The organism is Candidatus Latescibacter sp., from assembly GCA_030692375.1.
Classification (GTDB): Bacteria; Latescibacterota; Latescibacteria; order Latescibacterales; family Latescibacteraceae; genus JAUYCD01.
Genome location: JAUYCD010000171.1, coordinates 15,370 through 32,883 on the forward strand (window position 1 = coordinate 15,370; position 17,514 = coordinate 32,883).

Here is a 17,514-nt window from a genome sequence, read left to right on the forward strand (position 1 = left end):
TATTTTTTTACGTTTATCAGACATCGATGTATTTTATTACGTTTCTTTTCAAAATAGATGCCGAAACGGTTGCTAAAAGATGCGCTGCGCTTTCATCGTTCCCGCGAAGCGGCAACAAGTTCGGCATGACACGTGTCATCCTGAACTCGTTTCAGTATCTAATTCCATATTACGTTCATGATGACACGAATTTCAGGTTCATTACCTCACCCCCGTCCCCTCTCCTAGTTAGGAGAGGGGTGACTCTAAACTGGCCTTATTTTCCCTCTCCTGACTAGGAGAGGGTGGCCGAAGGCCGGGTGAGGTTTTTATAAGGAGGATGTGCCGTGGATTTACGGTTGAAAGACAAGGTGGCGCTGATCACCGGCGGAACGAACGGTCTGGGTTTACGGACCGCCCGGGCGTTTGCACAGGAGGGCGCCCACGTGAGCGTCTGCTCCATCGACCCGGAGGAGGTGCTTTCGCGGGTGGAGAACGAGCTGAAAACATACGGGGTTCAGGCGGCGGCGCTCAAGGCGAATGTCTGCATCGCAGAACAGGCAAAATATGTTGTTGAGGAGACCATAAAACGTTTCGGCGGCATCGATATCCTCATCAACAATGTCGGGAAACGTTTCGGCGACAGCCTGTTTGAGGCCACAGATGAGGAGTGGTTCAAAACCTATGATTCCATCATCTTTCAGGCTATCCGCATGATCAAGCTGGTGACCCCCGAAATGCGCAGGCGCGGCGGAGGGTCCATCGTGAACATATCCTCCGTATCCGGCTGGCTGCCCCAGCTTGCGAAGGGAAGCCAGTACAGCTCATCCAAGGCGGCGCTCATCTTCCTTGCCGAGCCTCTGGCGCTGGAGCTTTGCCATGACAACATCCGGGTGAACACCATTTCGCCCGGTTCCATGATCAGCCCCGACGGCGTCTGGGAGAAATGGCGTCAGCAGCATCCCGAGGACTTCGAGACCTATGTGCGTGAGGGATTCCCCAGGGGACATCTCGGCTACCCGGAGGATATAGCCGACGTGATTGTGTTCGTTGCCTCCCCTCGGGCGCACTGGATCAATGGCCGTCACATCCCGGTTGACGGTCTTCAGCAGCCCAATCCCGCACCCGGGTACAAAAACTGGTAAGAAGAAAACGATGTAAAGGAATGCAGTATGGCAAAGCACAAAGAAAGTAAAAGCAAAGCTGTATCGAAACCGGAAAAAACCAGCACATTGGCTCCTCCCTATTTCCTTGTTCTCAGCTTCTTTTTCATCTCCGGAATGACGGGTCTTATCTATGAGATTCTCTGGATCCGGATGATAGTTAAAATTATCGGGAGCTCGCCGTTCGCGGTCAGCATCGTGCTTACTGTATTCATGGGTGGTCTGGGTCTGGGGAGCTATCTGGCCAGCCGGTATATAGACCGGCATAACACTCCCCGTGAGCTGGTGAAAATATACGGCGTTCTGGAACTTGTGATCGGGGTATACGGTTTGGTTTTGCCGGTGCTGCTCATCCTTTTCAAGCCATTGTATGCATTCCTGTACAATCACCTGTTCGGGTACTTTCTGTTCTATAATCTCCTGACTTTTTTGGGATGCTCGTTTCTGCTCATCCTGCCGGTGACCTGTATGGGCGCTACCCTGCCGGTTTTAAGCCGCTTCTATGTAACCAGGCTCTCCCGCATCGGCGCCTCGCTCGGACGTCTGTACAGTATCAATACCATCGGCGGAGCGCTCGGCGCCCTTTTTTGCGGATTTTGGATCATTAATTTCTGGGGAGTATGGGGTTCCCTGGCATTTGCCATCCTCTTGAATATCACCATAGGGCTTTCCAGCATCTATCTGGCATCAACCCTGAAAAAAGGCCCGGTTCCTTTGGCTTTCGAAGCGCCATCGGCGAACGACAAACCATACTATGCTTCGGCTATCGGCGCCGGGGCGCTGGTTATTTTCGCCGTATCCGGTTTCTGTTCCATGGCCTATGAGGTGATCTGGACAAAACTCCTTGGGCTGATTGTCGGACCTACCACTTACTCTTTTACCGTGGTGCTGGTGACCTTCATCACCGGGCTTGCGGTGGGAAGCATGCTGTTCGGATGGCTGGCCGACAGGACAGGGAAACCTGGCCCCCTCCTTCTCTTTTCCCAGATCGCCGCGGCTTTGAGCGCTCTCTTCATCAGTCAGGTGCTGGGGAACAGCCAGGCATTCTTCGCCAAACTCATCTTCTCCTTCAAAGATAATTTCACTCTGCTCATGATGATAAAATCAGGCGCACTATTTTCCTTTATGTTCTTACCCACGGTGTTTCTCGGCGCTACATTTCCTCTGGTGGGGAAACTGTATACCCGTTCCCTCGGCTCTGTGGGAAAATCCATCGGTTTTGCCTATTCCATCAATACTGCTGGCGCGGTGCTCGGCTCATTCTGCGCCGGATTTATCCTTATCCCTCTCCTGGGAAAGGAACACAGCCTGAGTCTGCTCACTACCTTACAGCTTACCACGGTTCTGGTTGTCGGAAGCATCATGTACGCGAAAATCCTCAGGAAGGCTGCCTTGATCCCACTGGCGCTGGCTGTCCTGATAGGAGGCATGGCCGCCGTTTATTATCCGCATTGGGACCGTTTTCAGCTCTCCACCGGGAAATATCATCGGTTTAATGCTCCCTGGCTGAATGGATTGGGATGGATGGAGGCGCTGTTTAAAGGCAATGAAAAAATTGCCGCACCGCTCAAGGGGGAGTTAGTCTATTTTGGAGACGGAATAGGGGGGTTCACCACGGTAATTAAATATGTCGATTTTATCGGAAAAGTTCAATACAACCTGTACAACAGCGGCAAGGCTGATGCTTCAACCCAACCGGCGGATATGTCCACCCAGACTCTTTTAGCACATTTCCCCCTTCTCTTCCATCCCGATCCGAAACGGGTTCTGGTGCTTGGCCTTGCAAGCGGAATTTCCGCCGGAGAGGCTCTCTTTTATCCCATCGAAAAGCTGGATGTTATCGATATCAATCAGCAGGTAGTGGCCGCAAGCGACTTTTTCCGCCCCTGGAACAACAATGTTCTGTCAAACCCGAAGACCGAACTCATCGTTCAGGACGGCCGTGCTCACATGGAATTGACCAACCGAACCTACGATGTGGTCATTTCCGAGCCTTCCAACCCGTGGATGGCCGGGTTGGCTTCCCTGTTCACCCGTGATTTCTTCGAACTGGTCAAAGACAGACTGAACAATGACGGCATTTTTGTACAATGGCTTCATTCGTACCAGATCGACTGGGCGGATTTTGCGCTGATCGGGAGGACATTCCATCAGGTTTTCCCCAACAGCATCCTGGTCTGTACCGGCCTTTACGGTACAATTCCCGATTACATTCTGGTCGGTTTCAAAGGGAATCATGGACTGGATATACAAACAGCGGTTAAGAACTTTCCCAGCAGCCGTAAATCCGGAAATATGGTTCTCAATAATCCCCTCCTGCTCTATGCTCTCATTGTCGGCGAAAATCTGGGAAAACTATTCGGAGAGGGTCCTATCAACACCGATAATCGGCCGATGCTGGAGTTTTCAGCACCCAAGATGGTGCATACCATTGATCCCACGATCCCGTCACGGATAGCGGAGGAGGGATTGCTGAGCCGTCAAACGCAGAGCGTTGTCAGTGAAATCAATGCCAATGTGGACTCACAGATAGATAAGGCCGTTTTTACACTTTCGTTCAACAACCCCTTCAAGGATATGGTCGACCTCGCCAAAGCCACTCCGGAACAAAAAGTACGGTATGCCGCTGTTCTATCAGATTACTGCTCCAAAAACCTGGTGGAAGATTTTTCTTTCATCAGCGACCCGGAATTACTGAAAATGTGTATCATGGCGCAGATCGGGGCCATGCAGAAAAAACTCGCTGCCTCGCCGGAGAAGGACCGCCTTCTCACTCATCTGGGAAATATGTATGGTTTATTGAAACAGCCCCAGGAATCTGCAAACATTTTCCGCCAGGCGATAGCCGCCAATCCTCGATATGACAAGGCGTACTTCAATCTGGGAATTGCCCTCTCCGAACTGAATCAACTCGATGAATCCACCAGTATGTACCGTAAGACGATTCAAATCAACCCCTCTTATGCCAGAGCATACCATAATTTGGGAAACAACCTGGTCCGCCAGGGAAACCTTGGGGAAGCGGCTGAGAAATACCGTCAGGCGCTTTCCTTAGACCCCGGATATGCCCCTACTCACCGGAACCTGGGGGTTGTTCTTAAAAGATTGGGCCGGACTGCCGAAGGGGAGAGACTTATAGAAGAGGCGGCAAGAATCGGTCAAAATCCGGTGAAGATGTGAAAACCGTAACTGGTAAAAAGGCGAAAGGAATGCAGCATGGCAAAACGCCAGGCTCAAAAAAATAAAATCCAGGCAAAATCGGAAGCGCAGGACAGGTTCAAAATACCCTATTACCTTGTTCTGTGCTTCTTTTTCATATCCGGAATGACCGGCCTCATCTATGAGATCCTGTGGACCAGGATGATAGTTAAGATCATCGGAAGCGCCCCGTTTGCAGTGAGCATCGTACTCACCGTGTTCATGGGTGGTCTGGGGCTGGGGAGCTACCTGGCCAGCCGCTCTATCGACCGTCTGAAAACACCTGGGGCGCTGGTGAAAATTTACGGCATTCTGGAATTGACTGTCGGCGTGTACGGTCTGGTTTTGCCGGCGCTGCTCGTTCTTTTCAAACCGCTCTATGCGCTCCTGTACAACCATCTGTTCGGGCATTTTCTGGTCTATAATCTCTTGACTTTTTTAGGATGCTCGTTCCTGCTCATCCTGCCGGTGACCTGCATGGGCGCCACCCTGCCGGTTTTGAGCCGGTTTTATGTGACCAGCCTCTCCCGGATCGGCGCCTCTCTCGGGCGCCTGTACAGTATAAACACCATCGGGGGAGCGCTCGGCGCCCTTTTCTGCGGATTCTGGATCATCAATTTCTGGGGAGTGTGGGGTTCCCTGGCTTTTGCCATACTGCTCAATACCGTCATCGGGCTTTCCAGCATCTACCTTGGTACGCGAAAACCGGGTGACGGCATCCCACGGGAAAGGGATGAGCCTTCCGGCGCCAGGCAGCCGGAGTATGCCCGGATGATTGGGATTGCGGCGCTGGTTATTTTCGCCGTATCCGGCTTCTGTTCCATGGCCTACGAAGTGATATGGACAAAACTCCTGGGGTTGATCGTCGGGCCTACCACCTACTCTTTCACCGTGGTGCTGGTAACATTTATCACCGGACTTGCAGCGGGAAGCATGTTTTTCGGATGGCTGGCCGACAGAACCGGGAAACCGGGCTTTCTCCTTGTTGCCACCCAGATCGCAGCGGCTGTAAGCGCTCTCTTCATCAGCCAGGTGCTGGGGAGCAGCCAGACATTCTTTGCAAAACTTATTTTTACCTTTAAAGACAATTTCACCCTGCTCATGATGGTGAAATCTCTTACGCTGTTTTCGTTTATGTTATTTCCAACTTTTTTCCTTGGGGCCACGTTTCCGTTAGTTGGCAAACTCTATACCAGATCTCTCGACGCTATAGGAAAATCGATCGGATTTGCCTATTCGATCAACACACTCGGCGCCGTTTTGGGTTCTTTCGCAGCCGGTTTTGTTCTCATACCGCTCCTGGGAAAGGAACACAGCCTGAGCCTGCTCGCCGTAATGCAGCTTTTCACTATCCTTATCGCCGGGGGTATCATCACGGTAACGGCCCGGAAGAAGGTAGCCTTATTGGTACCGTTAGTGCTTGCCGTTCTGCTCGGTATTATGGCCGCCGCATACTATCCGCACTGGGATCGGAGGCTGCTTTCTATCGGGAAATATCAACGGTTTGACAAACCGATGCTGAACAGTATGGGATGGTATGAGTCGCTCGGTAAAGGTAATCAAAAGATGGCCGCCAAAACGTCAGAGCAGCTGGTTTTTTTCGGGGACGGAATCGGCGGATTTACCACCGTTATGAAATTCATCAATATCGACGGGAAAATTGATTTCAGCCTTTACAACAGCGGAAAAGCGGACGCCTCAACCATGAAAATGGACATGACCACCCAGATCCTCCTGGCTCATTTCCCGCTGCTCTTTCATCAAAGCCCGAAACAGGTGCTTGTTCTCGGTCTGGCCAGCGGAATCACTGCCGGAGAAACATTATATTATCCTATTGAAAAACTGGATGTAATCGATATCAATCAGCAGGTTGTCGCTGCCAGTAACTTTTTCCGCCGGTGGAACAACAACGTGCTTTCGAATCCAAAAACCGAACTCATCGTACAGGACGGCCGCGCCCATATGGAACTGACCAGGCGGAAGTACGATGTTGTTATTTCCGAACCATCCAATCCCTGGATGGCCGGTCTGGCCACATTGTTCACCCGGGAATTTTTTGAACTGGTCAAAGAAAGACTCAATGACAAAGGCGTATTCGTACAATGGGTTCATTCATACCAGATGGATTGGGACACGTTCACTCTGATCGGCCGGACATTCCATGCCGTGTTCCCGAACTGCAAACTTGTCCGCACCTCGGATGTCTTTCCCGATTATCTGTTGATCGGTTTCAAAGGTGACGGCGGCCTGGATATGGGTACAGCGGAAAAAAACATGCAATATGCAATAAAATCTCCCAATATGGTTCTTCTCGATCCTCGAGTGTTTTACGACCTTATCGTAAACGAAGATTTTGAAAAACTCTGCGGCCAGGGCCCGATCCATACCGATAACCGGCCACAGTTGGAGTTTTCGGCTCCCCGGCTGATGTATCTTGAAGATTTCACCATCCGTGATAATCTGGTAAAGAAAAGATGGCTGACACCCGGAACCGAGAGGATAATTCGCGAAGTCTATTCCGATGTCAATGCCCAGATCGATAAGGCTGTTTTAACACTTTCATTCAACACTCCGCTTCCGAACATGGTTGATCTTTCGAAAGCATCTCCCGAACAGAAAGCGCGGTACTCCGCAGTTCTTTCCTCCTACTGCTCCGAGAACGTGGTGGAAGATTTTACCTTCATCAGCGATCCGGAATTACAGAAAATGTGCATATCGGCCCAGATAGAAGCGATGCAGAAAAAGATCAACACCGTGCGGAATAAGGATCGTCTCTTTTCACATATTGCCAATCTGTATAACCTGCTGAAAATGCCCCAGGAAGCGATAAGTTATTACACCCTGGCGATCGAAACCAATCCTCGCAACGAAGTTGCATATATCAATCTGGGGAATCTCCTCGCCGAACAGGATCTTTTCGATGAAGCGATCCGGATGTACCGGGAGGCGGTTCAGATCAATCCTCTCTATGCCAAATCTTTTTATAACTGGGGATGCCTTTTGGCCCGTCAGGGAAAACTTGTCGAAGCGGAAGAGAAATTACGCCGCGCGCTCTCCCTGGACCCTGAATTCGCCCTTTCACACCGTTCCCTGGGGGATGTTCTTACAAAACTTGGTAAATCCGCCGAAGGGAATGAACATCTCGAGGAAGCGGCGAAGCTCGGCCAGAACCAGTCAACTGCTGTAAAATAAACCGGGGGCAGCTCATCTGATCTGATATTTAAAAGGCTTGTGAAAAGGTCTTTTATTTGATTAATTATAACTTGACAGGATACATCCATAAAAGTGGCAATTGTTATTACAGGCATCCAATGACCCCCAACATGCAACGTAAAATAACCCGTGCAGCCGCCGCATTGAAGTCATACGGTGCTATCGAGGTGTATATCTTCGGATCGCTTGCGGAAGGAACGTTCACACGGGATTCCGATGTTGACATGGCAGTGAGCGGGCTGCCGCCTGGTGTGTTTTTCAGGGCTTTGGGTCATGCCCACGAGATTCTCGGGCGGCCTGTTGACTTAATAGACCTTGATGATGGGAGTCTGTTTTCGGAATACCTGAAAAAAGAAGGGCTTCTTCTCCATGTCGACCATATTGAGAAAAGAAATTGAAATACAGTTGGCAGAATTAAGGCATTTTATAGAAACTTACGATAAATTACTGGGGAATGAATATAAAGGTGATCCTGGTGATATAGTTACTATTGCTCTTGCCGCTATCCTCCATTCGTTTTATACGGGAATTGAAGGGATTTTTAAACGAATTGCCAAACGAATAGACGAAACTTTACCTAAAGGAACGGATTACCATGCACGATTGCTAGAGATGATGTCGAAGCCTAGCAGCCAACGACCTCAGGTAATTTCCGAATCTCTCTCCCGAACACTTAAACAATATATGGATTTTCGTCATATGTTTCGGCATGCGTACGCTAATTTCCTGGTTTGGGACAGGATGGAACCGCTTGTATACGAATGCAAGAACTCCTTTCATCAGTTCGAAGCAGAGTTGATGGATTTTCTAAAGAAAATCGAAACACCAGAGCAATAACCCTGCAAAGGAGTGTCCACCGCACAATCTCCCTGAAGTTAACCTCGGGGTCGTGATGGTGAACCGGGACTGCTTCCCGGCGAAGAGGAAGCACGGGAAGTAGGCGTATTACGGGCGGAAGGGGTAATTGTGCAAGAGGCGCTTGCATCAATGAATCGAGCACTGGCTTTTCTGTATTCCCGCCATCTCGCGATACCGTTTGGGCGTTCAGCTCGATGGTTTGAATTGTATTTTACAATGAGTTGAGTCGAAGAGCGGAACTCCGGTTCTGTCTCCGGGTGTTGGGCGCTCTTGCTATTAAGGAAATCATAAGCCATGAAACCCATCCATCTTGCCGTTCTGGCGCTCGCCGTTCTTCAGTGCGCCCCGTACAATGCTCTTCGCGGCGGTCCCGCCGTGCCAATTTCTTTGCATCCTGGTAACCCGCACTACTTTCTCTTCCGTGGCAAGCCCACGGTGCTGATCACCTCCGGCGAACACTATGGCGCGGTGCTCAATCTGGATTTCGATTATGTTCCTTATCTGGACGAGCTAAAAGCCCACGATCTCAATCTCACGCGCACCTGGGTGGGAACCTACCGTGAGATTCCCGGCTCTTTCAAGATCACCGACAATACGCTCGCTCCCCACCCAAACCGGTATATATGTCCGTGGGTCCGGAGCACCACCCCCGGATATTTCGACGGCGGCAACAAGTTCGACCTCACAAAGTGGGACGACCATTATTTCAAGCGCCTGAAGGATTTCATGACTCAGGCTTCCAGGCGCGGCATCGTGGTTGAGCTGAATCTCTTCTGCCCCAACTATAACGATAATCTCTGGGGTGCGAGCCCGATGAACGCCGCCAACAACATCAACGGGATTGGGGGCTGCCCAAGCACCGAGGTCTACACGCTGAAGCACAAGGATCTTGTCGACATCCACGAGACGGTCACTCGGAAGATCGTTCAGGAGCTGCGCGGCTTCGACAACCTCTATTACGAGGTATGCAACGAGCCTTACTTCGGCGGGGTAACTCTGGAGTGGCAAAACCATATCGTGGATGTGATCGTGGACGCCGAAAAAAAACTCCCGCGAAAACACCTGATCTCGATGAACATCGCCAATGGCCGGGCGAAGGTCGCGAACCCTCATCCGAACGTTTCCATTTTTAATTTCCACTACTGTGTTCCCCCGGACGTGGTCGAGATGAACTACGGCCTTAATAAGGTCATCGGCGAGAACGAAACCGGTTTCCGCGGGAAGAAGGATGTAACCTACCGTACCGAGGGATGGGAGTTCATCATCGCCGGAGGCGGCTTGTATAATAACCTGGATTATTCGTTCACTTCCAAACACGCCGACGGTTCGTTCATGGATTACAAGTCACCAGGCGGCGGCAGCCCTGAGTTGCGTCACCAGCTCAGCATCCTCAAGGACTTCATCCACAGTTTCGACTTCATTCGCATGGCCCCCAAGAATGCTGTCATTAAGGGGGGAGTCCCGAAGGGTGCGACGGCTCGGGCTTTGATGGAATCGGGCAAACAGTATGCGCTCTACATCAACGGTGGTAAACAAGCAGACCTGAAACTGGAGCTCCCGGCGGGGACGTATGTCATCGAATGGCTCGACACCAGGATCGGCGCAATCGTCAGAAACGAGAAATTGCAGCACCCGGGAGGAGTCGTCGCGCTCCGTTCGCCGGAATATTCCGAGGACATCGCACTGAGGATAAAGGCGTCCCAATAACAACAATCGTGCAGTTTCTGTGAGCGGCGCGACGGGCGCGCGCATGTCCTGAACCGGCGATGCGAATGATAATAATGATGGAAAGATCAGACCGAAGTAATATCAGAAGTTAATCAAGAGTTTCTCGCCGTGCTGCGGGGTAGCTGGTGATATGTCGGTTGAAAGGAACACCTGTATGACGCGAAAGCAATTTATCGCCGGTTTGGCAACCTCGTCATTGCTGTTCCCCGGCTCCCATCCATCCCCGGCGGCAACCGAAAAATCGGCGGTGGTCTACGAGGCATTCGATGAAAGGATGGTAAACGGAAACAAGCCGATCGGAACAAAAGTTGACGAGAAGACAGTCATTGCGGCAGTGAATTCAATTATAAAGAAGATGTCTGGAAAGAATGACATTGGAAAGGCGTGGCAGAAATTATTGCCGGGTGTCACTCCGCAGTCGAAAATTGCCATTAAACTCAACCTCCTCCATCCGTACAACGGTCCTCAGTTTGCTATACTGAAAGCTGTTGTTCTCGGCTTAAAATCCATGTTCAAGGATTCATTCCCACCCGGACACATTTTTGCCTTCGATAATACTGCCGATAATATTAGCGGTAGGGTCGATGCAACTTATGGTCCCGATAATCTCAACGCATTGGGTATTGTGCGGAACCCTGATGAATATACCGGCGATGCGATGACCGTGGCGGGAAAGACCATGTACATTTCCAAAACGTTAAGCGATGCGGATTACGGCATATGCATGGTTGCCTCCAGACGACATCAATATTTTGCGGGCCAGCTTTCGGGAGTAATCAAAAACATGATGGGAGCGCTCAGTACAAACACGACGCGCTACGAAGCATTAATGGCGTCCAATGAAGGGGGATTCCATGATAATTCGAACTATGCGGCATATATAGACATGTTTAAAAACTATATGAAAGACCATCTGCATCTGTATATAGCCGACCATGTTCTGATACCCTTAAACGAAGCGCGGCCATACGTACGAGTGGGAAATAGGATTGTAATAGGAAAAGACCCGTGCGCTGTTGACACCCGGTCGGTCGATATTCTAAACAGCCTGTTCACCTTTGAGGAAAGTGAAAAACCGACCACAACGGTTCCAATGGCACTTGCCAAAGCAGGTATCGGGACAATCAAGTACGAACTGAAAACGATTCCCGTCTCTCTCGATTAGTCGGAGGCGGAAGTTGTCGCATAGCGGGCATTGGTCAGTGCCGAGGAGAACGGAAGGGATTTGTCCGCAGGGCAGAAGTATTCTCCGAAGCCTGCTGACCAGAGGAGACAACCGTAATAACGAATGCAGGCTCACAAAGGAGTATACTACCTTGATCCACTGATGAAAACCGGTGTTGGAACTGTCCATAATCAATCCCATGAAAAAGGAGTCGTTACGTGAAAAAACTTCTGGTACTACTGTTGGCGCTTTCTTTTCCCATTGTCGCTTATGCGCAGGAAAAAGGTACGCTCGACCTGTACAATCTCGACGTGAAACCGTTCGATCCGGCGGTCGATCCTGACGGCGCACTGTTCGTGAAAAACTGGAAGGATTCGGTAAAACGTACCGTATTCGGCGCCCTTTCAGAGTGGGATATCCTCACCCCGTGCGATGGTACTTCCGAGCGCCCGAAAACCCGCGGCGCCGTGCTGACAGCTATTAAAAGGCTTACCTACGGCGTTTTAAATCCGGGGAAAACCACCACTCCTGCCGTTTTGAAAGATGAGCAGAAAATCTTCTATTTCGTTTCCGGAAACGGAACCCTGGCCGGAGATAAAAAGTCCACGGAAGTTCGGGAAGGCATCGGGGTGGTCGTTGCTCCCGGCATCAATTTCACTATAAAAAACACGGGTAAAGATCCCCTCGCCATGTATATCATCACAGAGCCTATTCCTGCCGGTTTCAAGCCGAACACAGAAATCGTGGTCAAGGACGAACGAGGCACCAGGTGGTCGAGCAACAACGTTCACTGGAGCCATAACTACAAGAATTTCCTCACCGCAAAGGATGGTCTCGCGGTTATTACCGGCATGGGCCCCGTATGGTATTTACCGGAGACCATCGGACAGCCTCATACTCATGGCGACCCGTCCGAAGAAATCTGGTTCGCCCTCAGCGGCGACACAACTCTCCTTCTCGGCAAGCAATTCTTCCACCTGCCCCCCGGCGCCGGGTACAAGATTCCTCCCACCGGCTTCACCGGTCATGCAAACATCAATGCTTCCGACAAACCCATCAAAATGTTCTGGTTGATGCGCAACGTAAAAACCGATAAAGTAGGATTCAAATACGGGCAGCTCGATCCGAAACCGTACGATCCCAAGACCGAATCCCATATTGACATGTTCATTTCCGGCTATAAAGAGCACATGCAATTTTCCACCCACGGCACCTTGCTGGAGCGTCCCATCTTCACCCATAATGGCGGCGACGCCGCCAGTCCGACCGACCGCGGAAGCGTCCTCAAATACCTCGACCGTTTCACCTATGCCATGCTTGTGGAAGGCGACCGAACAACGCCGACCACTTTGAAGGACACCCAGGAACTCTATTATATCCTGGAAGGAAAGGGCATAGTGACCGGCGGCGGAAAGACGTATAATCTCTTCCCCGGTGCGGCTTTCATGGTTCCGGCGGGCCTTGAATTTGTCATGGAGAATACCACCGGCGCTCCCATGACCATGTTTCTCGCGGCTGAAAAGGTCGACGAGTCCTTTAAACCGGTCAAGGAAATTGTCTGGCGTGATGAGAATGTGGAGAAGTTCCACACCACGAATTCCCACTGGGTTCACAATAACAAGTGGCTTATACAAAAAAAGGAGGGACTCTCCAAAATCGACCTGTTCCTCACAGTCACCCTTCTGCCGGATACATTTGCCCAGCCGCACAGCCATGATCCGGGCACCGAGGAGATATGGGCGCCCATCGACGGCGCGGTTAACTTTATGCTGGGGAAACAGCTCCGGAAAATGGATGTAGGGGAAGCGTACCTCATTCCCCCGGACAGCAAGACTCCGCACGCCAATTTCAACCAGAGCAAGAAACCCGTTAAAATGCTGTATATCGGTCTGTTCAACCAGAAATAGGATAGAGTAAACGCCTTGGCTAAACACAAAACGAAAAAAAACAAAACCCTGGCGAAAACGGAAGCACAGGACAAGTTCAAAATGCCCTATTTCCTTGTTCTGTGCTTCTTTTTCATTTCCGGGATGACCGGCCTCATCTATGAAATCCTGTGGACCCGGATGTTAGTAAAGATCATCGGAAGCGCCCCGTTTGCAGTCAGCATCGTATTGACCGTATTCATGGGCGGGCTTGGTTTGGGGAGTTATCTGGCCAGCCGCTTCATTGACCGTCTGAAAACACCTGGTGAGCTGGTGAGGATTTACGGCATTCTGGAGTTGACTGTCGGCGCGTACGGTCTGGTTTTGCCGGCGCTGCTTTTCCTTTTCAAACCGCTATATGCGCTTCTGTACAACCATCTGTTCGGGCATTTTCTGGTATATAATCTCCTGACGTTTCTGGGCTGTTCGTTCCTCCTCATCCTGCCTGCGACCTGCATGGGGGCTACGCTGCCTATTCTGAGCCGTTTTTATGTGACAAAGCTCTCCAGTATCGGCGCCACTCTGGGGCGCCTTTACAGTATAAACACCATCGGAGCGGCAGCCGGTTCGCTTTTCTGCGGATTCTGGATCATCAATTTCTGGGGTATATGGGGTTCCCTCGCTTTTGCCATACTGTTGAATGCCTTTATCGGGCTTTCCAGCATGTATCTGGGGTCAATCCTGAAAGAGAGTGGGGCATTTCAGGCAGATACGGAAGCCTCCCCTACGGGAAAACCCTTTTATGCCCCGGTTATTGGCGCCGGAGCGCTGGTCATCTTTGCCGTATCAGGCTTCTGTTCCATGGCGTACGAAGTGATTTGGACGAAACTCCTGGGGCTGATTGTCGGCCCAACCACCTATTCTTTCACCGTGGTGCTGGTAACCTTTATCACCGGTCTTGCGCTGGGAAGCGTGCTGTTCGGTTGGCTGGCCGATAAAACGGGAAAGCCCGGCGCTCTTCTGCTCTATACCCAGATCGCAGCGGCGGCAAGCGCTCTCTTTATCAGCCAGATACTGGGAGAGAGCCAGGTATTTTTCGCAAAGCTCATTTATACGTTCAAAGACCATTTCACACAGCTCATGATGGTAAAATCAATTATTCTCTTTTCATGCATGTTTTTACCTACCGTGTTTCTCGGCGCGACATTCCCCCTGGTCGGAAAACTGTATACCCGCTCCATCGGAGCGGTGGGCAGATCGATCGGATTCGCTTATTCCATAAATACTCTGGGCGCCGTTCTCGGTTCATTCTGCGCCGGGTTTATCCTGATACCTCTCCTGGGAAAGGAACTCAGCCTGAGCCTCCTCGCCGTCATGCAGCTCGTTACGGTTCTGGTTGCCGGAAGTATTATATTTTGGAAGACCCGGAGAAAAGCTTCAGCATATGCCCCCCTGATACTCACAGTCCTGGCAGGATGCCTGGCTGCTACGTACTATCCCCACTGGGATAGGAAACTCCTTGCCACGGGGAAATATGAGCGGTTTGATACACCTGTGCTGAACGGGATGGGATGGATGGAGGCGCTGTTCAAAGGCAATAAAATAATTGCCGAGGGATTCAAGGGGGAGATAGCCTATTTCGGAGATGGGATAGGTGGGTTCACCACAGTGATCAAAGACACAGATTTTATCGGGAAAGTCGAGTACAATTTATACAACAGCGGCAAGCCGGACGCTTCAACCCAGCCGGCAGATATGCCTACCCAGACCCTTTTGGCCCATTTTCCGCTTCTCTTCCACCCTGATCCGAAACAGGTTTTGGTACTCGGCCTTGCCAGCGGAATCTCTGCCGGAGAGGTTCTTTACTATCCCGTTGAAAAACTTGATGTTATCGATATCAACCAGCAGGTTGTTGAAGCCAGCAATTTTTTCCGCCCTTGGAATAACAACGTTTTATCAAATCCCAGGACCCAGCTTATCATCCAGGACGGCCGCGCTCACATGGCATTGACAAACCGAACCTACGATGTGGTTATTTCCGAACCTTCAAATCCCTGGATGGCCGGTCTGGCTTCCCTGTTCACCAGCGATTTTTTCGAGATGGTAAAAGAAAGGCTCGAGAGAGACGGAATTTTCGTGCAGTGGATTCATTCTTACCAGATCGACTGGGCGGATTTTGCCTTGATCGGGAGGACATTCCACAAGGTATTTCCCAACAGCATCATGGTCAGCACAGGATTATTCGGCTCGGTGCCGGATTACATGCTGATCGGTTTTAACGGGAACAGGGGGCTGGATATGGATGCGGCGATTAAAAATTTTACTTACAGCCGTAAATCCGGAAACATGGTTCTCACAAATCCCCTGGTATGTTATTCTCTCATTGTTAACGAAGATCTGGGAAAATTGTTCGGCGAGGGCACTGTCAACACCGACAGCCGGCCCCTGCTGGAGTTTTCCGCGCCTAAAGTGATGCATTACAATGATAACACAATCAATGCGCGGATTGCATCGCAGAGTTGGTTGAGTCCGAAAACAGCGAATGTGATCCGGGAGTTCACTACGAACATCGATGCCCAGATCGACCGGGCTGTTTTCAGCCTCTCTTTCAATAGTCCGACCCGCGATATGGTCGACCTTGCAAAAGCCTCTCCCGAACAGAAAGCACGGTATGCTGCAATCTTGTCAGATTTCTGTTCCAAAAACATTGTTCAGGATTTTTCATTCATCAGCGACCCGGAGTTCCAGAAGATATGTATCACGACACAAATCGAAGCGATGAAGAAAAAAATCGATACCCGGCATGAGAAGTATCGCCTCTATTTTCATTTGGCAAATCTGTATCTCCTGCTGAAAAATTCCGAAGAAGCTGAAAACTATTACCGCAAGTCGATTGCGGCAAATCCCCGCTACGACAGGGCATATTTCAACCTTGGAAACGTTATCTCCGAACAGAACCGCCTTGATGAATCAGAAAGCCTGTACCGTGAGGCGATTCGAATCTATCCGTATTATGCCAAGGCATACCACAATTTAGGGAATGTACTGGTCCGCCAGGGAAAGCTGGAAGAAGCGGCGGAGAAATTCCGCCGGTCGCTTGCATTGGATCCCGGGAATGTCCAGTCACACCGGAATCTTGGGTTTGTACTAAAAAAATTAGGCAGGATAGCCGAAGGGGAGAGGCACCTTGAAGAGGCGGCGCGGCTTTCGGAAAATTCACCCGGCGCATCACCGCGATAGTTGAGGCAGAACATGAGGAAATTCAAAAGCACACCCTATAATCTGGCTTACCTGGCTTTCAGGTGGATACAGCCTTTTTTCAATCCGATGGAGTTTTTCCCGGCTTTTCCCCGGTATATCCGGTATTTCCGGGACTGGTTACGGTATTCGAGGATGAATGGGGCGGAATCGATTCGATTCAGCGATACATATCCCTGCATCCATGAACGAACCCCTGCTACCGGTTTCGACAGGCATTACTTTTACCAGGATATTTGGGCGTTTAGGAAGATTGTTGCCTCTGGCGCCGGCGCGCACGTTGATATCGGCTCACGGGTGGATTATGTCGGTTTTCTCACCGCAGTCACCCATGTCACCTTCATCGACATCCGCCCGCTCGAAGCGGCGCTTGAAAACTTCGAGTCGAAAAAGGGGAGCATCCTGGCCATACCCTTTGAGGACAGATCGATACCGTCCCTATCCTGCCTGCATGTGGCCGAGCATATCGGTCTCGGGAGGTACGGAGATCCACTCGACCCCTATGGGACTCAGAAAGCCTGCCGTGAGCTGTCACGGGTTCTCGCGCCCGGCGGAAATCTCTATTTCTCGCTTCCGGTGGGGAAGCCCCGGCTCTGTTTCAACGGGCAGCGTATCCATTCACCGGGACAGATTCTCGAATATTTCAGCGGCCTACGGCTGGTCGAGCTTTCCGGGATAAACGACGATGTGAAGTTCACTCAGAATATCGACAGGTCTGTTCTGGAAAACGCCGATTATGGCTGCGGGCTTTTCCATTTTACAAAAGACTGAATCTAACTGCAATCTCACGCAAAGTTCGCAAAGTTCGCAAAGAAATATTATTAGACAGGATTAACATGATCCACAAGGTTAGCCCGATTAATTCATAAACATGAATTTTCATTCTTATTGGCCGGAAACTATAGCCCCCTAAATCCCCCGAAGGGGGACTTAACAAACTGCAAGGCAATGCATAATTGGTTTTTTTATTAAAGTTACACTTTTACATTTTCATCTTTACCACGAAAAGTCCCCCTTCGGGGGATTTAGGGGGCTGCCTTCCAATATTAATTATAAGAATTTGTTAAAAAAAGAGTTAAGTAAGAGT

At 50.5% G+C, this 17,514-nt stretch carries 10 protein-coding genes; all 10 read left to right on the forward strand.

All coding sequences use genetic code 11. The features are described from left to right. Positions 1 to 326: 326 nt before the first annotated feature. The 10 genes from Q8O92_10360 (at position 327) to Q8O92_10405 (ending at position 17,198) form a co-directional block, all read left to right on the forward strand. The gene (locus tag Q8O92_10360) at positions 327 to 1,124 is read left to right on the forward strand and encodes an SDR family oxidoreductase (GenBank protein ID MDP2983717.1); all 798 of its coding nucleotides are present in this window, start codon (positions 327 to 329) and stop codon (positions 1,122 to 1,124) included. A 27-nt stretch (positions 1,125 to 1,151) separates the two neighbouring features. Continuing rightward, positions 1,152 to 4,322: a fused MFS/spermidine synthase gene (locus tag Q8O92_10365; protein ID MDP2983718.1), complete on the forward strand. Its 3,171-nt coding sequence runs from the start codon at positions 1,152 to 1,154 to the stop codon at positions 4,320 to 4,322. Positions 4,323 to 4,358: 36 nt separating this feature from the next. Next, a complete protein-coding gene (locus Q8O92_10370) occupies positions 4,359 to 7,532 on the forward strand; it encodes a fused MFS/spermidine synthase (GenBank protein MDP2983719.1) in 3,174 nt (1,057 codons plus the stop codon). 131 nt (positions 7,533 to 7,663) lie between these two features. Continuing rightward, a complete protein-coding gene (locus Q8O92_10375) occupies positions 7,664 to 7,951 on the forward strand; it encodes a nucleotidyltransferase domain-containing protein (GenBank protein MDP2983720.1) in 288 nt (95 codons plus the stop codon). Continuing rightward, positions 7,923 to 8,390: a hypothetical protein gene (locus Q8O92_10380; protein MDP2983721.1), complete on the forward strand. Its 468-nt coding sequence runs from the start codon at positions 7,923 to 7,925 to the stop codon at positions 8,388 to 8,390. The genes Q8O92_10375 and Q8O92_10380 overlap by 29 nt, the downstream gene beginning before the upstream one ends. Before the next feature lie 315 nt (positions 8,391 to 8,705). Next, positions 8,706 to 10,118, forward strand: a complete 1,413-nt coding sequence (locus Q8O92_10385) for a DUF6298 domain-containing protein (GenBank protein ID MDP2983722.1) — start codon at positions 8,706 to 8,708, stop codon at positions 10,116 to 10,118. 175 nt (positions 10,119 to 10,293) lie between these two features. Further along, a complete protein-coding gene (locus Q8O92_10390) occupies positions 10,294 to 11,304 on the forward strand; it encodes a DUF362 domain-containing protein (protein ID MDP2983723.1) in 1,011 nt (336 codons plus the stop codon). A 218-nt stretch (positions 11,305 to 11,522) separates the two neighbouring features. Beyond that, complete coding sequence (locus tag Q8O92_10395; protein ID MDP2983724.1) at positions 11,523 to 13,211, forward strand: cupin domain-containing protein; 1,689 nt, start codon at positions 11,523 to 11,525, stop codon at positions 13,209 to 13,211. Between the two features lie 15 nt (positions 13,212 to 13,226). Beyond that, on the forward strand, positions 13,227 to 16,409 hold the full coding sequence (locus Q8O92_10400) for a fused MFS/spermidine synthase (GenBank protein MDP2983725.1): 3,183 nt from the start codon (positions 13,227 to 13,229) through the stop codon (positions 16,407 to 16,409). A gap of 12 nt (positions 16,410 to 16,421) precedes the next feature. After that, positions 16,422 to 17,198, forward strand: coding sequence for a class I SAM-dependent methyltransferase (locus Q8O92_10405; protein MDP2983726.1), 777 nt, complete (start codon positions 16,422 to 16,424; stop codon positions 17,196 to 17,198). Positions 17,199 to 17,514 lie beyond the last annotated feature (316 nt).